The organism is Spirosoma horti (genome assembly GCF_054776595.1).
Map to the genome: position 1 here is coordinate 359,946 of NZ_BAAHBQ010000001.1, position 25,133 is coordinate 385,078.

The window sequence follows — 25,133 nt, forward strand, 5'->3', positions numbered from 1 at the left end:
TCAAAAAATAAACTTACCCACCCCCACCATGCTTTCTCTACTTGGCTTTGCCACGATTGCCATTTTCCTGGTTCTGATTATCACCAAGCGGCTGTCGGTCATAACGGCGCTGGTGCTGGTGCCGATCATTATGGGGTTTCTCGCCGGATTTGACCCAAAAGAATTGGGAGAGATGATTTTGGCGGGTATCAAGCAGGTTGCGCCGACGGGTATTCTGCTCATGTTTGCCGTGCTGTATTTCGGGACGATGCTCGATGTTGGCCTGTTCGACCCCGTCATTGCGGCCATTATCCGGTTCGTGAAAGGCGACCCCCTGAAGGTTATTCTGGGAACGGCCGTTCTGACCATGATTGTCCACCTCGACGGTGATGGAACGGCTACGTTCATGATCGTTATGTCGGCCTTTTTGCCGATTTACAAGCAGTTGGGCATCAACCGGCTGATCTTGACGGGTATCGTCGCGCTGAGCGTAGGGCCGATGCACCTGGTTCCCTGGTCCGGCACTTCGGCACGGGCTATTTCGACCTTAAAAACCGACGCTACGCAGTTATTTAACCCCAATATTCCGGCCATTTTAGTCGGAATAGGCTGGGTACTTTTCGTGGCCTACTGGTTTGGGCTGAAAGAGCGCAAACGATTGGGCATCAGCGATCTGAATTATGTACATCAGGAAAGCCTGACCGACGAGCAGCGGCAGTTTCGTCGGCCCCGTTTGTTCTGGGTCAATGCCGTGCTGACCATCGCCCTGATCACGACGCTTATGAAAGGTTGGGTACCGGCACCGGCACTGTTCATTTCGGCCGCTATTGTCGCGTTATTGATCAATTATCCGCGCTTGCCCGACCAGCAGAAAGTGCTCCGAAGCCACGGCAACAACATCTTTATGGTCTCGAGTATGATCTTTGCGGCCGGCGTTTTTTCGGGTATCCTGACCGGTTCCAAAATGATCGACGCGATGGCAACGTCCGTCGTTTCGCTGATCCCGCAGCAACACGCGGCCTGGCTACCCACGCTGACGGCCATCACCAGCATGCCCGCCAGCCTGCTCTTCACACCCGATGCCTATTACTTCGGCGTTGTTCCCATCCTGAGCCAGACGGCCACGCAGTTCGGCATCGATCCGCTGGAGATCGGCCGGGCCGCGTTGCTGGGGCAGATGACGGTCGGTTTTCCGGTTAGTCCGCTCACGGCCTCGACCTTCCTGCTGGTGGGCCTGGCCGAGGTGGATTTAGGCGATCATCAGAAGTTTATTCTCAAATGGGCCTTCGGCACAACCGTCGTCATGACGCTGGCGGCCCTCTTAACGGGCTCGATTCATTTATGAAAACTTCCGTTCGGATTGGGTGCGGGGCTGGCTTCTCCGGCGATCGGCTCGAACCAGCGCTCGTACTGGTTCAGCAAGGCGAATTAGATTATCTGGTGCTGGAATGCCTGGCCGAACGTACCATCGCGCTGGCGCAGAAACGAAAACGGCAGGATACCACGCTGGGCTACGACCCCTTGCTGGAACGGCGTATCGAAAGTCTGTTACCGCATTTACTGGAAAAGAAGGTCCGTCTGATCACGAACATGGGCGCGACTAACCCGTTGGCGGCTGCTCAAAAAATCATCGACATCGCCCATCGCTTGTCGCTCTCCGTAACGGTGGCAGCGGTCACCGGCGACGATGTATTCAGCCTGCTTACGGGCAACGAAATGGTACTGGAAACGGGCAAGCCTCTTTCCGATTCAGGTCCGCTGGTTTCGGCCAATGCCTACTTGGGCATCGACGCCATTTTACCCGCGCTGGCAACGAATGCCGATATCATCATTACCGGCCGCGTGGCCGACCCTTCGCTGTTCTTATCGCCACTGGTTCATGAATTCAGCTGGTCGCCGGACGATTATAACCGGTTGGGGCAAGGCACCGTAATTGGGCATTTGCTGGAATGCGCCGGGCAACTTACCGGTGGCTACTTTGCGGATCCCGGCCGCAAAGACGTCCCCGACATGGCGCATCTGGGTCACCCCTTTGCCGATGTGTCGGCGGATGGTACGGCTGTTTTCAGTAAAGTAGCTGGTACAGGGGGGCTGCTGAGTCTAGCAACCGCGAAAGAGCAATTACTCTACGAAGTAATGGACCCCAGCTGCTACATCACCCCCGACGTGATCGCTGATTTCACGCAGGTACGGCTGACCGAAGTTGGGACAAATCAGGTCCGGGCGTTGGGCGGGCGGGGCCAAACCCGACCCGATACGCTGAAAGTCAGCGTGGGCTACGAAGCCGGTTTTATAGGCGAAGGCGAAATTTCATACGCCGGTTCAAACGCCCTGAGCCGCGCCAAACTGGCCGGAACCACCCTTCAGGAACGACTACAGGACCGGTTTGCCGATCTCCGGATCGACTACATTGGCAGTACATCGGTGCACCGAACTAACTTCGATCATTACCCGGACCCCTACGAAATCCGGCTCCGGGTGGCCGGAAGAGCCACTTCGGCACAACAGGCCGCGTTGGTTGGTGAAGAAGTCGAAGCTCTTTACACCAACGGCCCGGCCGGGGGCGGTGGTGCTCGCAAGTATAGTCATGAACTAGTGGGCATCGTCTCAACGCTCATCGACCGAAACCAACTAACGCCACAGGTAACTCTGTTTCAATCATGACCATCAAGCTATACGACATTGCCCACAGCCGGGCGGGCGACAAAGGCAATACGCTAACGCTTTCGCTCATACCATACAAGGCCGAGGATTATCCGCTGCTCTGCGCCCAGGTTACGGCCGAAGCCGTCAAGCAGCACCTGGCCGGTATTGTGGCGGGTGAGGTTATCCGGTACGAATTACCGAATCTACCTGCGCTTCAGTTCGTTTGCCAGCAGGCGCTGACCGGTGGCGTGACGACCTCACTTACAATGGACACGCATGGCAAAAGTCTGAGTTACGCCCTGTTGGAAATGTCGATCGTAGGCTAGATACGGTTCTTTTGATACCTTTAAATCGCATTTGTTGTGCCTACGTAGAGACGCATACCGAAAACCTGCCTAAATAAACGACGTAACTTGCCGTCGCTCAGGCCGCCAGGGGCTCGTTTAACTCTTAACTCAATGTTATGCAGCACTTAAACCGTTTTGCGTTCTCTTTCCTCTTCTTACTTATACTGATCAAGGGGCACGCCCAATCTGGTTTTCAGGCAAACTATGACGAATCAAACGTCCCACCTTATACGTTGCCCGACGTGTTAAAAACGACTACAAACCGGGACGTTCGGGACAGGGCGACCTGGGAAAAAGTGCGACGGCCGGAAATTATTAAGCTGTTTGAGGAAAATGTGTACGGACAACTGCCAAAAGCATATGACCGGCTCACGTACTCGATAAAAAACGAAAACGCCAGCGCTATGGCGGGTAAAGCCACGTTGAAAGAGGTGGTTATTGAGGTGGTTCGCAACAGTAAGCCCCTGAAAATAAACCTGGTTCTTTTCATACCGAAGAAACAGAAAGGCCCCGTACCTGTTTTTCTGCTGATTAACAACCGGGGTAAAGACAATACAGACCCTACCCGAGTCCATAAAAGTGATTTCTGGCCAGCTGAGCTGGTGATCGATAGCGGATATGCCATTGCGGCTTTTCACGTGAGCGATCTGGCTCCTGACGATACGGCTACCTACGCAACGGGTGTACTTCAGCTTTATCCGGAACAATTGACGGCCAATGACGGTATGCGAGCCATTGGGGCATGGGCATGGGGAGCAAGCCGTGTGCTGGATTACTTTGAAAAAGATGCTGCAATCGACGCCAGGAAAGTAGTCGTTGTGGGCCATTCCCGGGGAGGAAAAGCATCGCTCTGGGCGGCTGCCGAAGATCCGCGATTTGCTATGTGCGTGACGAATTGTTCGGGTAACACCGGAGCGGCTCTATCGCACAGGCGGTATGGCGAAACGATCAGTCGAATCAATACGACCTTTCCGCACTGGTTTGCCACAAACTATAAAAAATTCAATAACCATGAAGACGCATTACCGCTGGATCAGCATATGCTCCTGGCCACCATTGCCCCTAGGCCATTGTATGCGACCAATGCGACAGAAGATCGCTGGGCCGACCCAAGAGGAACCTTCTTGTCGTTAAAACAGGCCGAAAAAGTGTATGCGTTGTATGGCGTTAAATCCACGTTGCCAGCCAATCCACCTGCCGTAAATCAGCCCATCGTTAACTCGCCACTGGGCTATCATATCCGGGAAGGTGAACACAATATGACGGCTTACGATTGGCGTAATTTTGTGAAATTCGCCAACCTTCATTTAAAAAACTAAGAAGCCGCCAGTTTTTTGCCACTCTTCTCGCCGGTGCTCTGTCCTGAAATAGTAATTAATGTGAATAATGAGTTTGTGGGATAGAGTCCTTAACCTTAGGGTACATACACGTCTTTTTTCTTACAGAAAAGCCCTGTTAGGGCGACCTGTTACTAGAAAAGTGAGGGTGAATTTTTGTATAAAGCGCCGTAGGTATAAGCTAGCCAACTATTGACAGGCCATCCCTAGCGGGATTAGGCAAGCCCTTAATCCATTAGTCACGTTATTTAATGTGTCAGCGAATACAAGGCTAAGTAGGTTAGTGCACCAGCGATGTAGCCCAATAGGGTCAGGCCACTCATTCGTCGGAGATACCAGCCAAATTCCAATCGTTCCATACCCATAACGGCGACACCAGCCGCTGAGCCAATGACCAGCAGACTGCCGCCGGTTCCTGCGCAATAGGCTAAAAACTCCCATAACTTGGCGTCGGGAGGGTGTATGCCCAGATCATACATGCCCATGACAGCGGCTACAATGGGCACATTATCGACAATGGCAGAGGCTACACCAATTATCAGCACAATTACATCAAGGTTACCAACGGTTTGATTGAGCCAGACGGCTACCGTCTTTAACGTTTCTGTTGCTTCCAGAGCACTTACGGCGAGCAGAATGCCCATGAAAAATAAGATACTGGGAATATCTACTTTGCTCAGGGCGTAGGCCGCCGTGTAGCGCTTTCGATCCTGCTCATCTTTATCGGCATGGATGATTTCTGATATTCCCCATACTGCGCCCAAAGCCAGCATCATGGCCATATAGGGTGGTAAATGGGTAATCGTTTTGATGACAGGAACCATCAGTATAGCACTTAGGCCAGCGGCAAACATAATTCGCCGGTCACGACGATGCTGGGGCGTTACAAAAGGACGACTAACCCCCCGGTTACCGGATAGGTCCTCGGCGGGCGGTTGAATCAAGAACGTTAACCCGATCAGGGGAACGAGTAACGAGACCAGACTGGGGAGAAATAACTGTCCAATAATGCTCTCCGTTGTAATTCTTCCCCCAATCCAGAGCATAGTGGTGGTCACATCGCCAATGGGTGACCAGGCCCCACCTGAATTGGCCGCGATGATGATCATTCCCGCCATCAACCGGCGCTGTTCCGAATTTCGTATTAATTTCCGCGTGACAGACACCATGACAATTGCGCAGGCCAGATTGTCCAATAAAGCGGATAAAATAAAAGTCAGCCCCCCAATCAGCCATAACAACACCTTGGGGTTCCGCGTCGCAATACGATCAGTAATAATAGTAAAACCGTCATGAATGTCGATCAGCTCGACAATAGTCATGGCCCCCAACAAGAAAAATAGAATTTGAGCAATTTCACTAAGATGATGGCCTAGCTGATCCAGAACGGGTTCTGGCTGCGGAACAGAAAGAATATAGATGGCCCAGCAAAGAACGCCGGTAATCAGAGCGGTAGCTGTTTTACTGAAATGAATAGGGTGCTCAAGGGTGATTAAGATATACCCGACAATGAAAACCAGGATAATCGACGTCATAGTCTCGTAAAGAAAGCGAAGCGAACATGGCGATAACCCTATAAGTCTTTGGTTACCCGAGTCATAGCTTGATCAATAGCCACTCTTTAAGGCCAGGTTCACGGCGTCAAAAGTACTTGACAGGAATCGATTATCCGATCTAAAGGTACCTTTCTAAGGAATTTCTAATAGCTGCCCAAGGCTATTCTAAACTGGGCTCGTGTCCTTTGGTTCATAGTACCTTGCAGCAGTCAACAGAAGGCTTATGATAACTCGTTCTACAAAATCGCTCATCTCACGCTCCATGTTCTATTTCAGAAGGGACCTGCAACACTAGTGGCTGTTGAGCTACCCAGATAAGCCTTCTTTTCGACGCAGAAGGAATTTATCAATCAATTTTAAGTCGTTGAGGTCACCTTTGATTTTTCAACCGGACTGGCTGTTAGTTGGGGTAAGTATTCTCTTCTAACAGTACGCATCGCCTGGCTGGTGGAAATACCTAGCCTCTTTCGTTACTAGTTGATTGCACTTCGGCGTGGTTACGCATAGCACACGAGTTATTCAACAAGTAGCTTGATACGCTTGCTCTTCGTTCGGCTCTGGAGCCACTTTTCAATACGCTGCTTTTCGGCATTTGTATGCCTTCGGGAGAACTTGGCATAAACCAGCATGACCGTATCGGGCCGGTTACTGTTTCGGCTCATTACCAGCGACCGGGCCGCCGTAAAAGTCTGTACGTCGGGCATAAGTGTTTTGAGTTCGTTGCGCAGATCCGTTACCGACAGATGCGAGGATTGCGTTAAATCGATATACCGGCGCAGGGAGTCAATGATGTGGTCTTTGCGGGCAATAGACGACTGGCTGTATTTGATCACCTGGTCGGTTACGGTATTTTTGAGCGCGTCCACATCAATTTCCGTATCCTTGAAATTACCCTGTTTAACCACGAGTTGCGCATCGGTTAGGCCGTAAGACGGCATTTTGGCCCGTAATGCAATGATAGAATCTTTTGGAAAAGGCTCGCCCACCAGGGTAAGTTCCAATGTACTTTGGCGTCGATTATAGCGAGCCGTATAATTGATAAGCTGTCGGTAATCAAAATTACATTCGTTGCTAACGAACCGCTTGGCATTCTGCTCGAAAATGGTTTTGCGAACAATCTGATAGCCAAGGTAGCTACTCGGTACTACCACAATCAGGACCGCGGCCCAGATCGTGGTCCGCACCCGTCGTTCAACTTCAGGCGTGGGATATTCCTTCTGGTTGTAACCCAGAAAACGAACGATGAGAAAGGTTGCCAGACTAATACAGACGGTATTGATGAGAAACAAGTAAAATGCCCCGGCGAAATAATACAGGTTGCCCGATGCCAGCCCATAACCAGCCGTACAGATAGGCGGCATGAGCGCCGTAGCGATGGCAACACCCGGAACGACATTGGTAATTTTGCCCCGCCCCGAACCAGCTACAATGCCTGCCAGTCCCCCAAAAAAGGCGATAAACGCATCCCAGACCGTCGGTGACGTTCGTGCCAGTAGTTCAGACTGGGCAATATGAAGCGGACTTACGATAAAATAAATGGTAGAGGTGAGAAGACTGATAAAAACAGCGATGCTTAAATTTTTCAGCGCCTGCTGAATCATGATCAGATCGTTGATACCAATGCCCAAACCGATTCCCATAATCGGGCCCATCAGTGGCGAAATCAACATGGCACCAATGATAACGGCTGTTGAATTGACATTCAGGCCAATGGACGCGATGAAAATGGCAAAAATGAGCGTCCACAAATTAATACCCCGGAATTCAATACCCCGGCGTATCGACTGGATTATTTCGGCTTCATCTTCTTTGTCTTCTTCCAGACTAAACCGCTCCCGTAGAAATCCACCGACGCGCGCCAGCACATCGGGGCGTTTGGTGCGAGGCAGATTGGGGTCGTTTGCGATCATACCAGCTAAGTAAGGAAATTAGGAGCCTGATGATACTCCAGGCGTTTTTTTTATTTAAACACCATTCACCCCGACTGGTTTACGCTGATTCGGAAAACAGGGCAGCCAGCCCTTGCTTGCACCGGCCAAACTATACTATTGCCAGCAGGTGGCTTAGCGGTACGAATTGCACTTGGCTTCGTGTATACCTGTGCTGAGAAAAAGCGCGAAAAAGGGAACATCGGCCTTTCGTGGTCAATTACCCAGTTTCTAAGCAAATTCTAATTATTTTCTAATCCGGTCCTTACTTCCTGTGTCGTATTTGCCAAGGTAGCGAACGGAGCAATCTGCTTGTCAGGAGAGCACAGCTACTTACTCATAGTTCAGACTTCATATCCTTATGCAATCTTATTCAGGCACACTCGTCCTTTTCATCACGACGGTACTGGCATCCTGCACAGTTCGGAACGAGAAGAAGCAAGAGTCGGTGCCAGCACTTCCGGTTATTCAACTAACTCGCCAGGATGCAACCCTCGACCACGACTACGCCAGTAATCTGGAAGCCGTCCAGAATGTTGAGGTCCGCGCCCGGGTAGCGGGCTATCTGGACAAAATAGCTGTCGATGAAGGCCAGCCCGTTCGCAAAGGGCAGTTGCTCTTTCAGCTCAATCCAACTGAATATCAGGTCGAAGTAGATCGGGCCCAGTCAAGTCTGGAAAGTGCCATCGCTGAAGAACAGTCGGTTGAGGTAGAAATGGGCCGGGTCAAGTTATTGGTCGATAAGAATGTCATATCACCCTCGGAACTCAAGCTTGCCAAAGCCAAAAAGGAAACGGCCAGAGCCGCTGTCAGCGGGGCCAGGGCGGCATTAAATAAAGCCCGGTTTCATGTCTCGCTGACCAGCATCCGGGCTCCCTTCGATGGGGTCCTTAATCGGATACCATTTAAACAAGGCAGCCTGATCGAAGAGGGAGCGTTGCTTACGTCCATTTCCGACCTCCGCGAGATGTATGCCTACTTCAATGTGTCGGAAAAAGAATATCTGTCATTTATCAAAAAACGGCGCGACCCGGAAAAAACGACTATCCGGGAAGTCGACCTGCTGCTGGCCGACGATTCGCCTTATCCCTATAAAGGCAAAATTGAAACGACCGAAACTGAGTTTGAAGACAATTCCGGCACAATTGCGTTCCGGGCTACGTTCCCCAACCCCAAACGCCTGCTCCGGCACGGGGCTACCGGCAAAATTCGGCTGACGACCGATGTCGACGACGCCGTTTTAGTGCCTCAACGAGCTGTTTTCGAGGTACAGGATAAAAATTTCGTGTATGTCGTTGACGCTACCAATAAAGTTCAATCCCGAAGTTTTGTTCCGAGCAGCCGAGTCGACCAATTCTACATTGTTCAATCGGGTCTCAAGCCTGGCGATCGTATCGTCTTTGAGGGAATCCAAAGCCTGAAAGATGGCATGCGCATCACACCAAAGGCACTGCCAGTCAAACGCTTACAGGCCATGTATACCTCCGCTCGATAAGGTAGCGGTTCCTCTTGCCGGTCGAATCTCACCCTGTTTCTGTTCCCCTTAGACTGCCCAATCATGTTCAATATATTCGTTAAAAGACCTTTACTCTCGACAGCGATCTCGGTGCTCATTGTGCTGATGGGCGTGTTGGCCTTGACGGATCTCCCCGTTACGCAGTTCCCTGATATTGTGCCTCCGTCCGTCACCGTAACGACCCGATACACAGGAGCCAGCGCCGATGTCTGCGTTAAGGCCGTGGCAACCCCGCTCGAACGAGCCATCAACGGGGTTCCCAACATGACCTATATGACCTCGATTTCGGGCAACGATGGAACCACCCTCATTACCGTTTTCTTTAAAGTCGGTACGGACCCTGACCTGGCCGCTGTTAACGTGCAGAACCGCGTAACAACCGTCATGGACGAACTACCCGAAGAAGTGATCAAGGCCGGTGTTGTTACCGAAAAAGAGGTAAACAGCATGCTGTTGTACCTCAATATTGTAAGTGATGATCCTAAAGTGGATGAAAAGTTCATCTACAATTTCGCCGACATCAATGTACTGGCCGAATTAAAGCGAATCGACGGCGTTGGCTTTGCTGCCATTATGGGCAGTCGTGATTACTCTATGCGGGTATGGCTCAAACCGGATCGCATGACGGCCTACGACATTTCGCCCGACGAAGTCATTGCCGGTATACGCAAGCAGAATGTAGAAGCGGCTCCCGGCAAAGCGGGTGAAAGTGCCGACCGGGATCCCCAAACGCTTCAGTATGTACTGCGCTACACCGGTAAATTTTTTGAACCGGCCCAGTACGAAAACCTCATCCTGCGCACCAATGATGATGGGTCTCCCCTACGTCTGAAAGATGTGGCCGATGTTGAATTCGGTTCGCTGGATTATGGCGTTCTCTCCAAAAATGACGGACGGCCTTCAGCAGCTATCATGCTCAAACAACGGCCCGGCTCCAACGCCAGCGATGTAATCGCCAACGTGAAGACGCGCATGGCCGAACTGAAGGAAAGCTCGTTTCCATCGGGCATGACCTATAACTATGCCTACGACGTATCGCGTTTTCTGGACGCATCCATTCACGAAGTGGTCCGCACCCTGATCGAAGCCTTCGTGCTGGTGTTTATCATTGTCTTCCTGTTTTTGCAGGATTGGCGTTCCACACTGATTTGTGCCCTGGCCGTGCCGGTGGCGTTGATTGGTACATTCGCGTTTATGAGTATGATTGGCTTCTCCATCAATCTGCTCACCCTCTTTGCACTGGTGCTGGCGATTGGGATTGTAGTCGATAACGCCATCGTGGTCGTTGAGGCTGTTCATGCCAAGATGGAGGAACTTCATCTGACGCCACGAGCCGCTACGTTTGCGGCTATGCATGAAATTGCCGGGGCCATCGTGGCCATTACGCTGGTGATGTCGGCGGTATTTATTCCGGTAGCTTTTATGTCGGGACCGGTGGGCATTTTCTACCGGCAATTCTCGCTCACACTGGCCATTGCCATCGTTATTTCTGGTGTCAATGCGTTGACACTTACGCCGGCACTCTGTGCGATTCTGCTAAGACCCATTCATGGCGAACAGAAAGGATTTCTGGGGCGCTTCTTTGCCAAATTCAACCGGGGATACGAATCGCTGGCGGGCCGGTATCAGGGATTATTGAATCGGGTGGCCAATCGCGGCATTGTTACGTGGGGTATTTTACTGCTGTTCATTGTGGCTACCTGGGGCATCAGCACCATCCTGCCCGGCGGTTTTATACCCACCGAAGATCAGGGTATGATTTATGTGAACGTAACGACCCCCGCCGGAGCCACCGTAGACCGAACCGAGAAAGTCATGGATGCTATCGAAGCGGTGGCGTCTCAGGAGGAGTCGGTTGAAAACGTATCGACGCTGGCGGGCTACAGTCTGCTAACCGATGGCGCGGGTGCGTCCTACGGGATGGGTATGATCAACCTGAAGCCCTGGGAAGAGCGTACGATGTCGATGCAGGAGGTAATTACAGCTCTGGAAGAAAAGACAAAAGGTATCACGGATGCGACCATTCAATTTTTTCCGCCCCCTACCGTACCGGGTTTCGGTAATTCAAGTGGATTTGAGTTGCGTATGCTGGATCGGGGCCGTAGTGGTGACCTGAACCAAACCGCCAAAGTAGCGCAAACATTCATTTCGGCGCTGAAAGAGCGTCCCGAAATCAGCGATGCCTTTACCAGCTTCGACCCTAATTTTCCCCAGTATCTGCTGCACGTCGATCAGGAAAAAGCCTCTCAGAAAGGCGTCTCGATCGATAATGCCATGAGCACCCTGCAAACGATGATGGGCAGTTATTATGCCTCCAACTTTATTCGTTTTGGCCAAATGTATAAGGTGATGGTCCAGGCTGCCCCCAGTTACCGGACTAAACCCGAAGACGTGCTGAACATGCGCGTCAAGAACGATCAGGGCGAAATGGTGCCCTACGCCAACTTTGTCAGGCTGGAACGCGTGTACGGCCCCGAACAGCTTACCCGATATAACATGTACACCTCGGCGATGATCAATGGAGATGCCGCTCCGGGCTACAGCAGTGGAGATGCGATCCGGGCCGTTCAGGAAGTAGCGGCTCAGGTACTGCCAAAAGGCTATGCCTACGAATGGTCGGGGATGTCGCGGGAGGAAGTGGAGTCGGGCAACCAGGCGATATACATTTTCGCCATCTGTTTAGTGTTTGTGTACATTCTGCTCATGGCCCAATATGAGAGCGTGTTTTTGCCGCTTTCTGTCCTGTTATCGTTACCTACCGGTGTATTTGGCTCGTTTTTCTTCCTGCAAATTCTGGGGTTGCAGAACAACATTTATGCGCAGGTAGCGCTGGTCATGCTCATTGGGCTACTGGGCAAAAACGCCATTCTGATCGTCGAATTTGCGAGCCAGCGCCAGAAAGAGGGCTTGCCCATTCTGAAAGCCGCCGTTGAAGGAGCCGTCTCCCGTTTACGACCCATTCTAATGACCTCCTTCGCGTTTATCGCCGGCCTGATTCCGCTCTGTATGGCAACGGGCGCAGGAGCGCTAGGCAATCGATCCATTGGGACAGCGGCTGCGGGCGGTATGTTGACAGGTACCCTGTTCGGGCTGGTCATCGTGCCTGGCCTATACGTGTTCTTCGCCAAACTCGCCGAACGATTTCAGTCCAAACACCCAACCGACGACGAACCAATGGAACACAGCACACAACCGAGCGAAGTCGACATCATCAGTAGTATACCCACACAACCGCACATCAATGGAAAATCCATTTCTCAATAAATTAACAATTCCGTTGGCGCAACCCCGACACACTACTTCATTGCTCAAATTTCTGAACCGGGGTTTGGCCCTGTCGGGTCTTGGCTGCCTACTTTTAATGGGTAGCTGTCAGTTGCCGAATACAGTGGTTCGTTCATCTTCCCGGCCCATGCCTGTCTCCTTTGCGGGTCATTCGGACTCGGTGGGCATTGCCAGCCAGAACTGGCGGTCATTTTTTGCGGACCCCCTGTTGACTCAATTGATCGATACGGCACTGGCGGGTAATCTGGATTTGCGTATCGCTACGCAACGGATCGAGATGGCCCGGGCTTCCTTCAATTACAGCCAGGGTTATCTGGCCCCACAGGTTAATGCGGTGGCTTCGGCGGGGGTAGACCGTTACGGCCAGTACACGATGAATGGCGTTGGGAATTATGACACGAACTTATCGGATAACATTCGGGGAAATCAGCTTACCCCCACCCCTACACCCGACTATTTTCTGGGGGCTCGCAGTACCTGGGAAATCGACATCTGGGGTAAGCTGCACAATCGAAAGAAAGCGGCTTATCTGCGCTTAATCGCGTCAGAAAAGGGTCGGCATGCCGTTATAACAGCGTTGGTGGCCGAAATTTCCCGATATTATTATGGGTTGCTTGCCTTAGATGGCGAGCTTGAAATCCTTCAAAAAAATATTGATTATCAGCAGAGTGCGCTCGATCTGGTTCGTATACAGAAAGAAGCGGGCCGGGTAACCGAGTTGGCCGTTCAACAATTTTCGGCCCAGTTGCTGAACACCCGCAGTCGGCAGGGCCAGGTGCAGCAGCAGATTGTGGAAAATGAGAATCAGTTGAACCGGTTGCTGGGTCGGTATCCCCAACCGATTATCCGGGGAAAATCGCTCCAGGACCGCGAGCTTCCCGGCAAGGTTGTCACCGGTATTCCGGCCCAGATGCTCGTTCGTCGCCCCGATATCCGGCAGGCCGAACTTGATCTTCAGGCCGCCAACATCGACATCGACATAGCCCGGGCCGAATTTCTACCAAGCCTGAACCTCACGGCTTACCTGGGGCTGAACGCCTTCCGTACGGGGGTACTGTTTAACCCGGCGTCCATCGCTACGGGTTTGCTGGGTAGCCTGTCGGCGCCAATCCTGAACCGACGTTTTGTGAAAGCCAACTACCAGCAGTCGGTAGCACAGAGCCGGGAAGCGGTCTATCGGTACCAGCAACTCATCCTGACCGGTTTTAGCGAGGTGACCACCAGTTTACGGGGCGTCGAAAATTACCGAACGGTGGCCGACCTCCAGGGGCAGGAAGTAGCCGTCTTGGAGCAGGCTGTCCTGACCTCAAACGATTTGTTTCGAAGTGGGTATGCATCCTATCTGGAAGTCATCACGGCCCAGCGTAGCGTACTGGAAGCTGAATTGGCTCTCATATCGACAAAGCGGTCTCAGTTCCTGGCCCTGACAGATTTATACCGGGCTTTGGGGGGTGGCTGGGAATAGGTAGTCCATGCCTGCAGGCAAGAAAAAGGGATTAAGTTCATCTGCCGGTTAGCCTGCTGTCACTGCCAGTCCGGAAGACAATCCGGAGTCCTCTTTAAGCCAATTGTCAAGCCAGGTCATCAGGTTCGTTTCATCAGAAGATGAGTCAACGAAACCAACCAGTATATCAATTAACAAACGCTAATTCAACATGATGGAAACGCTCAACTTTAAGACCAACATCACGAACCATGAGCATGTAGCAGCCGTAACGCTACCACTCAATGACATTGAACAGGTAGACGGATGGAATATAGACACCGAATCGCCTGATAAGTTATTGACCGTGCAAACCACCGATAACCGAATTGCTAACGTAGTCGTCAGTGCCGTTGAGCAGGCCGGATTTAAAGCTGAATGGGTAAACGAGTGAACGACTCCCGTTCCCTTTCGGCCTGGCCTTTGATGCCTTTATGGCCGCCGGCCACTCGATGATCGGACCAGCGCAAGGCATTATCTCTGCCGTTGATTATTGATCGCATCAAAGGGAAAATACCATTTCTAAGCTAATTCTAAGCATTTGTTAAGCTCATTTTTAGTTTCAGTGTGCACTTTGCGTAAGCCTCTCTAAACGACATCGTTTGCTGATTGGCTAAAACCCTACGCAACATGAAAGCTCAACTGACAAGTTTACTTCTTACGGGTTTCGCTGGCGCTGCCTTAGCCCAGACGCCAGCACCCGATGCCAATACGCTGATGAACCTTGGCCGTTTCGACGATGCCAAGCAGCTTCTGATCCGCAACGCCCAGCAGAGTCCGTCCATGCAAACCAATTTCGATGCCGGGTACGGTTACCTCCGGGCTGGTCAGCCCGATTCAGCCCGGATCTGGTTCGAAAAGGGGATTCCAATGGATGAGAAACGGGTACCGCTCAATGAAACCGGGGTAGCTATTACTTACCTCGTTAAAAATGACCTGGCCAATGCAGACCCCAAACTGGCACATGTTGTTGACCGAAGTAAAGGGAAAAACGCAGATATACTCTACCGAATTGGCGAGGCTTATACGGGTTATCTAACACCCGGTGATGGGTCGATCAAACCCGTTTATCCTAAAGTGATCAACGCAGCCAAAGCCATTGACTACCTAAATCGGGCGACTGAACGCGACAAGAAAAACGCAGCCATTCAGTTGGCCCTTGGCGATGCCCATTACCTCAACAAAGATGCCGGCACAGCCGTGACCCGCTACGAAAGTGCGCTTGAACTGGGCATGAATCCATCGCGTGTCTATCAGCGTATTGGCGACATTTACTGGCAGGGACGGAATCTGAATCTGGCCGTTGAAAACTACAAAAAAGCCATTGAGGCCAATACCAGTTACGCCCCGGCCTACAACCAGCTGGCCGAATTATACTTTCTGGTCAATCGCTATAAAGAAGCCGCTTCGTACATGGATCAGTATGTTCGGGTATCGCACGATGTTCGGCAACCCACCCTGCTCCGCCAGGCACAATTTCATTTTCTGGCCAAGGATTACCGGCAGGCCGTCAACCTGATCGACAGCAACCAGACGGCGCTGGGCCAGAATCCCATCGTTTATCGAATTAAAGGCTGGGCGTATTCATCCCTGAAAGAACCACAGAAAGCCATCGAGAACATCAACACGTTTCTGGAGAAAGCCCCCGACAAAGCCATGCCCGATGATTACAAATACTTGGGGCGGGCCTACATGGCTACCGATAGCACAAGTGATGATTCACTGGGCGCCGTTTTTCTGTCCAAAGCGGCCCCCTTTGACACAACCGATAATCTGTACAGTGATCTGGCCAAGTACTACTACCGGGCAAAAAAGCACCCGGAAGCGGTTGCGATGCTGGACTCCGCAGACAAACATGGTTTTAAAGCGGATGTTCAGGATTTGTTCCGGTATGGCATGAGCAATTACACCCTTGGCTTCCAGCGGGATAGTTCCGGCAAGCTCCAGCGCGACACGGTACGGTTTGCCCTGGCCGATTCAGCCCTGGCGCTGGCCCAGAAAGGATCGCCTGACTATGCCCCAACGGTGCTGTATCGGGGCAAAGCCAACTATTATGCTTATACGCCCGAAGAAGCCGTTCGCAATGGAAAAGCCAGGCCCTATTTCGAGCAATTTATTTCGATGGTCGCCGACAAAGAAGAGGAACGTAACCGCTACAAGAAAGACCTCGTGCTGGCCTTTAAATACTTGATTTCTTATCACGAACTGGTCACCAAAGACGCGACTGCCCGAAACGAGTGGCTCCAGAAAGGGCTAGCCTTGTTCCCGGAGAACAAAGACCTGGCTAAAATTGCCGCTCCTGAAGCAGACGTAGTTAATCAATAAAGCTTTTCATCGTTGATTATGTGTATTAGGTTTACCGCTACCGGGGCGCTGTTCCCTGGTAGCGGTTTTGTGTTCCCTAACGGGGCGGATAGGCCTGTCATCAGGCAAATGGAGAAGCCAGTAACGAATCAACCGTTAACTTGAGAGGACCCGTTCTGGAGAATGGGCCCTCAGAAAAAGACAACCGGCAGGTCCAGTCAAAACAATCAACGGCAGGCCCTGTTAGAACCGTAGCTCATTCATTTATTACCAACCAGTCAACGAACGATACTCAGCGCGTTATGAAACCGAACCATGTTTTTCTTTTTTGTCTTGCCGGCATCGCCTTGCTTTGTCAGCCATCCAATGTCCTGGCTCAGGCAACGTCGGGTCCGTTGAAAGCAAGCGGGATTAAAACGGGAACGTCCCTGGGCCTTTTGGCCGCTCAGTCGCCCGATCACACCACGCTGCTTCAACTCCTGAAGGCTTCTGGATTAAGCGAAAAAGCAGTTGGTACTGGACAATACACGGTTTTTGCCCCCAACAACGGCGCTTTCTCTGCGCTTTCGGAGCCCTCAATCAGTGAGTTACTATTACCATCGAGCAAACAACGACTTATCCAGTTACTGGCCTACCACGTGGTTAAAGGCCGCCTGACGTCTGATCAGCTCAGAGACGGCCAGACGTTGACCAACCTGACCGGGCAGAATCTAGTGGTTCATAAACAGGGCAACGACATTACAGTTGAAGACGGACGAGGCACGGTTGCCGATGTCATTCAGGCGGACATCCGAGCAACCAACGGCGTTGTGTATTCTATCAACAAAGTGCTGCAACGGGTTTCGGCAAAGGGTCCTATTGTTCGTTGAGCGCTTTCTCATTAGTTCCTGCCAGCCAGACAACAATACTCACGTCACGCTCCCCTGTCTAATGACTACCCGACTTCAGCAGTACTGGCAACAACTTAAGGAATCACTCTGGTTTGTTCCCGGCATGATGGTGCTTTCTTCATTCGGGCTGGCCTATGGGCTGGTGGAGTTCGATGTGCATACCAGCTGGCAGGGCCAAAAACGACTTCCGCTCCTGTTTGGCACCGGTGCAGACGGAGCCAGGGGTATGCTATCGGCTATTTCCAGCTCCATGCTGACGGTAGCCGCCCTGGCCTTTTCCCTGACGCTGGCCACCATCACGCAGGTGAGCAGCCAATACTCGCCCCGCGTATTACGCAACTTCATGCGCGATCGTATCAATCAGGTAGTAATGGGCTATTTTGTGAGCGTTTTTGCGTACTGCCTCATCGTGCTGGGCACCATCCGCGGAACCGACGAGATAAAATTTGTTCCGGCTACAGCTGTGCTGGTGGGGTTGATGCTGGCTTTGGGTGGCGTGGCAGCCCTGATCTTTTTTATTCATCATATCGCCGAATCACTTCAGACCGGCACCATCGTTCAGCATATTTTTCATGAAACCAGCAAAGCGATCGAGAACCTGTTCCCCGATCGCTTTGGCGAACCCATCGACGACCCCAAAAAAGCGGAAGCGGCCCTGCATTATGCCGATGAGCAAACGGGCTGGCATCCCGTTCAGACCAGTCAATCGGGCTATCTGCAACGCATCAACACCAATGGCCTCCTCAAATGGGCCATCCAGAATCATGTTGTGCTACGAATCGAGAAAGAAATGGGTGCTTTTGTGGGTGAAGGAACCGTGCTCTTCAGCGTTCGGAGCGGTATGGAACGGCCCGATCCTTCGGAAGCTGACTGGCCCGATGACCTGATGACGTTTGTGAGCATTGGCCGACACCGCAATGTGGAGCAGGATGTTGCCTTTGGTATTCAGCAACTGGTAGATATAGCGCTGAAAGCGCTCTCACCGGGCATTAACGATACCACCACCGCTATTATGGCGGTCGATTACCTGGGGGCCGTAGGCGAACGACTGGCCCGGCGCGAGTTTCCATCCCGCCTGCGCTCCGATGGGAAGCACCTGCGGGTGCTGCTGCGCAGTTCGAGTTTCGAGGATTACGTTCGCCTGGCATTTGACCTCCCCCGCATCAATGCGAAAGGAAACCATGCGGTTCTACGGCGGTTGCTTCGGGCACTGGCCCTGGTGAATGATGCCGCCTGCTCGCCCGACCGAAGACCTATTTTAAGCGAACAAGCCTCTCTTTTGATAAGTTACGCCGAGCAAACGCTTAGTAGCGATTATGAAAAACAGCAGGTAAATGACTTGTATGCCCGGTTAAAGAAGACGTGGTCGTAACCGGCAATCTGGTCAATGGAATAATCTAGCAACGACGCACGGCAACAAACAGCGTCTTTTCATCCAGATTCAACCGGCAAACCAATATAGTTGACCAGACTGAGCCAACCCATTACGGTAACTTAGTTCAGGGCGGGCAACTTATTCTCTACGGTTGTTCGCAGGGCTTCGTGCTGGCGGGGAAGCATGAGGCTCTCGCCCAATGTTTCCAATGGTTCATCGACGGTAAAGCCTGGGTTGTCGGTGGCAATCTCAAACAACACACCACCCGGTTCACGGAAATACAGGGAGAAGAAGTAGTCCCGGTTTATTTTTGGCGTAATCTGAAAGCCTTTACGTAAAATCATTTCGCGGTATTCCATCTGGATGGCCTCGTTGGCTACCCGAAAGGCAACATGGTGATTCGTGCCAGCGGTACTCCGGCCGGGCTGCCCCTTCGGCTCTTCGAGCAGGTCGATAATAGCCGCGTTCGATACGGCATCGGTAATGAACCGATAGCGATTGTCTTCCTGGGCCAGTAATCGGTAACCAAAAATATCGGTTAATACCTCGGCTGTTCGTTCTATCGTTTGCAGGCTGAGTGTTACACTATGAAAACCCCGCGTCGCCATATCCTGCTTTATATCCACCGTTTCCCAGACGGGTCTATTATCCGTGGAATTGGGAATTATCAGGGAGAGACGTAAACCATCCGGGTCGGCAAATGGCAGGTAGTTTTCACCGAATCGATCGGCCTGTTCACCAACCGACACGCCTAACTCGCGAAATCTCCCGGCCCAGTTATCCAGGCTATCTCTGGGAACGGAGTACCCAATTTCCGTGGCCATGCCGACGCCATTTTTACCCGGCCCAATCCCTTCCCAGGGGAAGAAGGTAAGGATGGTTCCAGGTGTACCTTCCTCATTGCCGTAATAAAGGTGGTAGGTACTGGGATCATCAAAATTGACAGTCTTTTTGACCAGCCGCAAGCCCATCACATGAGTATAGAAGTCAAAATTGCGTTGGGCATTGTTAGCGATGGCTGTGATGTGATGGAGACCTAAAATATGTTTTCCGTAAGTAGCATGGTATCGTGGTTTTTAAATTCTGTGGCTGGTATTGACTTTTTCTGCCGTTGGCATTGGTTTTCAGGAGCCATTAAGGCTGCCAGCCACCGCCGGTTGCCTTAACGAGGTAGATGGTCTTCATCAGGCGCTAACCAAGAAGTTGCAGCGCATCACGTTCGGCCGTCAGCACGTCGCGGTCCGCACTTACCACCTGTAGATACGTCACCAAACCGCTATTGTACTGCTCGTGGACCAGAGCCGCCGTTCGCCGGTACGCCACCAGCGACCGGTACTGCTGCGCCGACTGAGTCGCTAAGTGGCGCAGATTGTTCATGCCATCTTCCACTTCGCGCAAAGCGGTCAGTACCTGACTCCGATAAGCGGCCAGTAGCTGCTCGTAATAAGCGTTGGCAGTTGCTACGGTTGCCCGGTTCCTGCCGCCGTTAAACACGGGAATGGATAACGCTGGACCAATCAGCCAGGTCGTGCTATTGCCCCTGATGAGCTTGTCGGCATGCTGCGACAAAAAGCCGACGGACCCTGTCACCATCAGCCTGGGTAAGATAGCTGCCTGGGCGGCTCCGGCCTCCGCTCCCGCTACCAGTGCGCGACGCTCAGCCGCGGCAACATCGGGTCGGCTCCGTAACACCTGCGCGGGTAGATCAACCGGAATATCCGGCAAGGGTAAAGGCTGTGCGTTAATGGGTGAACCCTTACGACTACGCATCGAAGCAGATCAGCAGGAAGGTCATCGGCTTGGCGTAACGAAGACGCCGACTCTCTTTGTGGGCGGGCAGCAGTTTCACGGAAAGCTGACCCAATCGCGTTTGCTTTCGATTATTGGCTCTCATCTGAGCCATAGTAAACGGCCTATTTTGAGTAAAGTCGACGCAGCCAGCGGTACCATTTACTGGGGCAAAGGAGAATGGGGATAGGAGAATCATCAATCCATCGGCCTGGACCAATCCCTTGTATACCTTGTTGGATGGGCTAGTCGATCCTGCCCGGCTAGCCCATCCAATATTGACTATCTGAACTTGCTGGCATCGAGCCGAAAGAAGCGAACCGCGTTGTTAAATAAGATGTCCCGCTTCTGATCGAAGGACAGGTAATCTGCGTTTTCAATCACACTCAGAGAGGTTTCAATCAATTTGGGCCATACCAGCAAATCCGTGCCATACAGAATCCGCTTGCCAAACCCCGCCTGAACCAGCCGCTTTAAATAGGCATGGATTTCAGCCTGTGGATAGCTCCAGATAAACCCCGCCAGATCAACATAGACATACGCGTTGGCCCCCATCAAGGCGATCATCTCATCGATCATAGGGTAGCCCGCATGCATCACCCACAGCTTTAACTTGGGATGGCGGGCCAACATGTCTTCCAGCAAAAAGGGCCTTCCCAACGAAGCCCGGTAGGTTGCCTGTGTCAGGTTGGCCATCCCATTACCACCCGTTCCCATGTGAATACCGACGGGTATATTTAGCTTTTCGGCAGCGGCAAAGTAGCCATCCAGGCTCATATCGCTGGGCGAAAGGCCCTGATACTGAGGAGCTACCTCGCCCATCACCTGATAAAACCCCGACGAAAGGGAATCGGTAAAGGCCTGAACACTCATCTCCTTGGGTGAGCTAACGCCAATGCCGGCAATAACCCGGCCTGGAGCGGCTTTTTTCCACTTTCGAAGAATCACCGGATCACCAAAGGCAACGATCGTCATGTTCAGCCGCTCCATGGTTCCCAGCACCGCCGTTTGCATTTCCTGATCGGATTTGGCCGGTTGAAGGGGTTCGGCACACTCGGTATTCAAAAAGGCGCGCATTTGTTGGTTGGGGTCCCCTCCCGGCATATCCCGAAGAAACCAGGGACACATTTCGACGGCAAAGCTGGGATTCACCTTCATGGCATGTACATGCACATCGATGATGGGAAGTGGTCGCCTGGGGGGCGTAGTTTGTGCCCGTATGCTGGTCATCAGACCGCTTAAAACGGCCAAAAGCACTATCGTGTTTTTCATTGGTAATCAGTTAGCAATAATATCTGGCAATACCTTAAAAATACAGCAAGATCGATATCTACTTTGACGAACTGTCTTTACAAATCATTGCGCTACGTTCAGGATAGATAAGATGGTTATTCACAATCAACTATAAACTATCGGCACTCCTGTATAATGCCAAGTGCATACACTTGGCTATAGCCACCATCTTTACCTGGAATCGTGATGTACCGCGCGTAGATCTACCCAACGTCCTGGGCCTATTCCGATAAAACCCTTATGGAAAAACGGGAAAAATCCCATGGTTCGCGATTGTTGATAGAGCTATATTTATACAGGCAACCAGTCGACAGAAAGTCTTTGTCAGTGATGTACTTAAGTGATGCTAGCCTGAAGACCATACCATAACCCACCGACAAGTTTATTGCTCATTCACGCAATTTTTTGACCTATATGGACATTCTACTGCAGCAAGGGGCGAAGAACGCCATCAGACATACGTTTAACGCCAACCCAAAACTCGATAAAGATTTATTTATTGAAGAGTATAAAACGCTGCGTACCGAAATTATGCAGCGTATCAGCAATTTGACCAATATAACTGGCTTTGTCATTGCTGCCTGGGCGGCAATCGGCAGCAAAGCACTTGATAGTAGCGTGGCTAATTCAACTCACCAGGTAGACATTCTGTTGCTGTATCCCATTGTCGCATTTTTAACATCTTACTCCTGGGCATTTAACAACACGCGAATTTTTCAAATTGGCCATTATATCAGGTGCCGGGAAGAAGACGTCGTTAATTCAGAATGGGGCTTAATGTACTGGGAGTGTTACATTCATAGTCCGGAAAGCGATACCAAACTACATAAGGACCACCGCAGCCAGGGCTACATTCTTTTTTTAGGAACTCAATTGATTACACTTATTTTAGCCCTGCTCATAAAAAAAGAGGCTATTTATGGAAACATGGTAACCATTTTCGGTAAAGACTCGGTCCATAAATCACTTTCGCAGCATGCCATAATCGAGATATTCTTTTTTTCAATCGGCTTGGTCGCGCTGTTTTTCACGTACTCATTTATCAAAAAATCGCAGGAGCGGATCATCATACCCCTGGAAAAAAGCAGGTAGACTCGTTTTGTAATTGACAATCGAATCCTAGCTACAGCGTACGGCTACCAACGGCGGGTTAAATAGCGTCGAACAGGCTCATCGTATACGAGCAGTACCAGATAGGCGAACGCACTCAGGAAAATCATGCCGGTAACTACAATCTGTGACAGCTGCACGGTATCCGGTTTATGACTGGCCAGATAGCTGCCGAAGATCCACATAGCTCCGTAGTGGGTCATATAAAGCGGATAGGAAAGTTTGCCCAGGAACACACACACTTTTTCAAGTCCCGGCGATAGCGCAGCCCCCGCTCCAGCTGCAATCAGGGTTGGAAAATAGAGCAGCACAATGAGCAGCTCGGTCAACCAGTTCCAGGGCGTAAAAGGCAGGAGAAATGCCAGTATAAGCAGCACCGCCATACCCATAAAGCCGAGGCTATTCGTTATGATCCAGTTGGCCCGGTAAATGAACAACCCGGCCAGGAATGAGTACGCTATTCGGGCACCACCATCCCAGAAGTTAGACCCGGCCCAACCGCCCAACAGATTACCGGCCCGGTAGCTAACCAGACAGAGGACTACTGCCGCCAATACGATTAACAGGGACAAAGAGCGACGGCGAATCCGGTATAGGGCAAGGGCGTAGAGGATATTGGCCACATATTCCCAAAATAACGACCACGCTGGTGCATTAAAACTGAACAGGTTGAACGCCCGCTCTTTCATGATGGGAAGCGGAATGAGGCATACCGAGCAAACAAAGGTCAGCAACAGGTTTGCCCGATCAGGTGGACCAGGCTGAACCGCGAAGGGATCGAAGAGAAACCCTAGCAAACCCAATACTGATCCCAAGATTACCAGGGGGTGCAATCGGATGAGTCGTACGCTAAAAAACGCTGCGACCCCCAATCGACGAATTCGGTTGTCATAGGCGTAGCCAATAACAAAGCCCGATAAGCAAAAGAAAAAATCGACGGCTAAAAAACCATGAGCGATGAAGTTGTGGCTGGCATCGGGATATACCCACTCCATAAAATGAAAGAGTACGATGGCCAGGGCTGCCACCCCACGCAATCCATCCAGAATGACAAAGTGGGGCTTTGGGTTTATGGTAGCCGAATTTATTTCTCCCATTCGGTTGTATTTTCATGTAGAATCATAGGCGTAAATCTCGTCATATTTCCTGAGTCGGCAGGGCCAAATCAACAACCTTGCCTAACTGAACGTTTATTTCGAAGACCTGAACGCATCCTGCCGGATGTTACCATCCGCTGCTATAATTCGGTTGTTTGTGCACACATATCGGTCGTTGACTACCATTCATGGAAACAGCCTCCAACAAATTACTATCTTTTGAAAATTGGATCGATATCCGATTGACTGATTGGTATTCAGTCGTGTGTTCGTCTAAAAAAATTGACTTACTTTGACTAGAATTGAAACCGCTATGCCAGGTAAGTCCAGTGACTAAAAAAGTGTTTGGCCATCTACCCCACATTTTTCTTCTACTCATGTTAGCCTGTACCGCTACCGACCGTCAATCCCAACCAGTTAAAACGGCAGATCGGGTGAGGGTTCAGAACGGGTCAAACCCCATCAGGCCATGTCGTCAGGTTATCTGGCGGGACTACAATACCAATCGGTATGACTATCGGTTCGATGCCAGCCATCGGCTGAGTCAGTGCACCGCCTACGAGCAAACCAGTAGTCACGGAACCTATGCCTTAGCTCAACAATTGACCTATACCAAACAGGGCTTACTAAAATGGGTACACGGCGAGGAAGATTCGAGTCGTTACCAGTACCGCAACGGGCGACTGTCGTCCATCAACTTCTTTCAGGAAGGAGAGCCGGTATATCGCTACCTCGTCACCACCAATAAACAGGGTCAGATTGTGGGCTTGCGGGGGGAGCCCCTGAACGACAGCGGCCTGCTGGTCTGCACCACCCGCTACCGACTCGACGAGCAGGGACGGTATGTGCAACTCGATGTAAAAGACGAGCGGGGTGTGCTTTACTACCGGGTGAAACAGAGCGATTTTGTGCCCGCAACCGGTCATCTGAACGGGTTGATGGGGAGTGTTCCGTACGATCTCAACCGTTACCCCTGGCTGAACTGGGGCGAGCACTTCCCCTTCAGCCCCTACATGGCCCGGCGAATTGAGACGTATCGGTATACTGGCCCAGACCCCTCTACCGAGTTGATTAAACGTGCAGACACGTCGATTGGCTGGCAGCGGAATAAAATAGGCCAAATAAGCGGCCAGTTCGCCACCGATGCGCTCACGGCCATTCGGGATACTGTGCTCATTGACTATATAAATTGCCCCTAG

Annotated in this window: 20 protein-coding genes; 14 read left to right on the forward strand and 6 right to left on the reverse strand. The window is 51.5% G+C overall.

What is annotated here, in order from left to right; all coding sequences use genetic code 11:
• Positions 1 to 28 precede the first annotated feature (28 nt).
• The 4 genes from ACYVAM_RS01565 (at position 29) to ACYVAM_RS01580 (ending at position 4,291) form a co-directional block, all read left to right on the forward strand.
• The gene (locus ACYVAM_RS01565) at positions 29 to 1,324 is read left to right on the forward strand and encodes a CitMHS family transporter (RefSeq protein ID WP_461063235.1); all 1,296 of its coding nucleotides are present in this window, start codon (positions 29 to 31) and stop codon (positions 1,322 to 1,324) included.
• Entirely contained in the window at positions 1,321 to 2,643 is a 1,323-nt protein-coding gene (locus ACYVAM_RS01570; RefSeq protein WP_461063237.1) for an acyclic terpene utilization AtuA family protein, read from the forward strand. Before ACYVAM_RS01565 ends, ACYVAM_RS01570 begins: the two co-directional genes overlap by 4 nt.
• Complete coding sequence (locus ACYVAM_RS01575) at positions 2,640 to 2,951, forward strand: AtuA-related protein (RefSeq protein WP_461063239.1); 312 nt, start codon at positions 2,640 to 2,642, stop codon at positions 2,949 to 2,951. The genes ACYVAM_RS01570 and ACYVAM_RS01575 overlap by 4 nt, the downstream gene beginning before the upstream one ends.
• Before the next feature lie 137 nt (positions 2,952 to 3,088).
• Complete coding sequence (locus ACYVAM_RS01580; protein ID WP_461063241.1) at positions 3,089 to 4,291, forward strand: alpha/beta fold hydrolase; 1,203 nt, start codon at positions 3,089 to 3,091, stop codon at positions 4,289 to 4,291.
• 266 nt (positions 4,292 to 4,557) lie between these two features.
• Here the strand turns inward: ACYVAM_RS01580 and nhaD are convergent, their stop codons facing one another.
• Positions 4,558 to 5,844 carry a sodium:proton antiporter NhaD gene (gene nhaD / locus ACYVAM_RS01585; protein WP_461063243.1) on the reverse strand — a complete coding sequence of 429 codons (1,287 nt, stop codon included), beginning with the start codon at positions 5,842 to 5,844 and terminating at the stop codon, positions 4,558 to 4,560.
• A 536-nt stretch (positions 5,845 to 6,380) separates the two neighbouring features.
• Positions 6,381 to 7,775 (reverse strand): DUF389 domain-containing protein, encoded by a 1,395-nt coding sequence (locus ACYVAM_RS01590; RefSeq protein ID WP_461063245.1) that lies wholly within the window; start codon positions 7,773 to 7,775, stop codon positions 6,381 to 6,383.
• 379 nt (positions 7,776 to 8,154) lie between these two features.
• Between ACYVAM_RS01590 and ACYVAM_RS01595 the strand changes: the two genes are divergently transcribed.
• The 7 genes from ACYVAM_RS01595 (at position 8,155) to ACYVAM_RS01625 (ending at position 18,643) form a co-directional block, all read left to right on the forward strand.
• The gene (locus ACYVAM_RS01595; protein WP_461063247.1) at positions 8,155 to 9,288 is read left to right on the forward strand and encodes an efflux RND transporter periplasmic adaptor subunit; all 1,134 of its coding nucleotides are present in this window, start codon (positions 8,155 to 8,157) and stop codon (positions 9,286 to 9,288) included.
• A gap of 63 nt (positions 9,289 to 9,351) precedes the next feature.
• Positions 9,352 to 12,573: an efflux RND transporter permease subunit gene (locus ACYVAM_RS01600; protein ID WP_461063249.1), complete on the forward strand. Its 3,222-nt coding sequence runs from the start codon at positions 9,352 to 9,354 to the stop codon at positions 12,571 to 12,573.
• A complete protein-coding gene (locus tag ACYVAM_RS01605; protein WP_461063251.1) occupies positions 12,551 to 14,059 on the forward strand; it encodes a TolC family protein in 1,509 nt (502 codons plus the stop codon). The genes ACYVAM_RS01600 and ACYVAM_RS01605 overlap by 23 nt, the downstream gene beginning before the upstream one ends.
• 193 nt (positions 14,060 to 14,252) lie before the next feature.
• On the forward strand, positions 14,253 to 14,471 hold the full coding sequence (locus ACYVAM_RS01610; RefSeq protein ID WP_461064202.1) for a copper chaperone: 219 nt from the start codon (positions 14,253 to 14,255) through the stop codon (positions 14,469 to 14,471).
• Between the two features lie 236 nt (positions 14,472 to 14,707).
• Positions 14,708 to 16,402, forward strand: coding sequence for a tetratricopeptide repeat protein (locus ACYVAM_RS01615; protein ID WP_461063253.1), 1,695 nt, complete (start codon positions 14,708 to 14,710; stop codon positions 16,400 to 16,402).
• A 281-nt stretch (positions 16,403 to 16,683) separates the two neighbouring features.
• The gene (locus tag ACYVAM_RS01620) at positions 16,684 to 17,250 is read left to right on the forward strand and encodes a fasciclin domain-containing protein (protein ID WP_461063255.1); all 567 of its coding nucleotides are present in this window, start codon (positions 16,684 to 16,686) and stop codon (positions 17,248 to 17,250) included.
• A gap of 61 nt (positions 17,251 to 17,311) precedes the next feature.
• The gene (locus ACYVAM_RS01625; protein WP_461063256.1) at positions 17,312 to 18,643 is read left to right on the forward strand and encodes a DUF2254 domain-containing protein; all 1,332 of its coding nucleotides are present in this window, start codon (positions 17,312 to 17,314) and stop codon (positions 18,641 to 18,643) included.
• 122 nt (positions 18,644 to 18,765) lie between these two features.
• Here the strand turns inward: ACYVAM_RS01625 and ACYVAM_RS01630 are convergent, their stop codons facing one another.
• Together ACYVAM_RS01630 and ACYVAM_RS01635 are read right to left on the reverse strand one after the other, a co-directional pair.
• On the reverse strand, positions 18,766 to 19,689 hold the full coding sequence (locus ACYVAM_RS01630; RefSeq protein ID WP_461064203.1) for a ring-cleaving dioxygenase: 924 nt from the start codon (positions 19,687 to 19,689) through the stop codon (positions 18,766 to 18,768).
• 148 nt (positions 19,690 to 19,837) lie between these two features.
• Positions 19,838 to 20,416 carry a TolC family protein gene (locus ACYVAM_RS01635; protein ID WP_461063258.1) on the reverse strand — a complete coding sequence of 193 codons (579 nt, stop codon included), beginning with the start codon at positions 20,414 to 20,416 and terminating at the stop codon, positions 19,838 to 19,840.
• Between ACYVAM_RS01635 and ACYVAM_RS01640 the strand changes: the two genes are divergently transcribed.
• Positions 20,391 to 20,624: a DsbA family protein gene (locus ACYVAM_RS01640; protein WP_461063260.1), complete on the forward strand. Its 234-nt coding sequence runs from the start codon at positions 20,391 to 20,393 to the stop codon at positions 20,622 to 20,624. The genes ACYVAM_RS01635 and ACYVAM_RS01640 overlap by 26 nt on opposite strands.
• A gap of 92 nt (positions 20,625 to 20,716) precedes the next feature.
• Here the strand turns inward: ACYVAM_RS01640 and ACYVAM_RS01645 are convergent, their stop codons facing one another.
• The gene (locus ACYVAM_RS01645) at positions 20,717 to 21,706 is read right to left on the reverse strand and encodes an amidohydrolase family protein (protein WP_461063262.1); all 990 of its coding nucleotides are present in this window, start codon (positions 21,704 to 21,706) and stop codon (positions 20,717 to 20,719) included.
• 435 nt (positions 21,707 to 22,141) lie between these two features.
• Between ACYVAM_RS01645 and ACYVAM_RS01650 the strand changes: the two genes are divergently transcribed.
• Complete coding sequence (locus ACYVAM_RS01650) at positions 22,142 to 22,819, forward strand: hypothetical protein (RefSeq protein WP_461063264.1); 678 nt, start codon at positions 22,142 to 22,144, stop codon at positions 22,817 to 22,819.
• 44 nt (positions 22,820 to 22,863) lie between these two features.
• On the opposite strand, the gene ACYVAM_RS01655 is transcribed toward ACYVAM_RS01650, so the two are convergent.
• The gene (locus tag ACYVAM_RS01655; RefSeq protein WP_461063266.1) at positions 22,864 to 23,934 is read right to left on the reverse strand and encodes an acyltransferase family protein; all 1,071 of its coding nucleotides are present in this window, start codon (positions 23,932 to 23,934) and stop codon (positions 22,864 to 22,866) included.
• 377 nt (positions 23,935 to 24,311) lie between these two features.
• Here ACYVAM_RS01655 and ACYVAM_RS01660 point away from each other — a divergent pair, with 377 nt between their 5' ends.
• A complete protein-coding gene (locus ACYVAM_RS01660; RefSeq protein WP_461063268.1) occupies positions 24,312 to 25,133 on the forward strand; it encodes a hypothetical protein in 822 nt (273 codons plus the stop codon).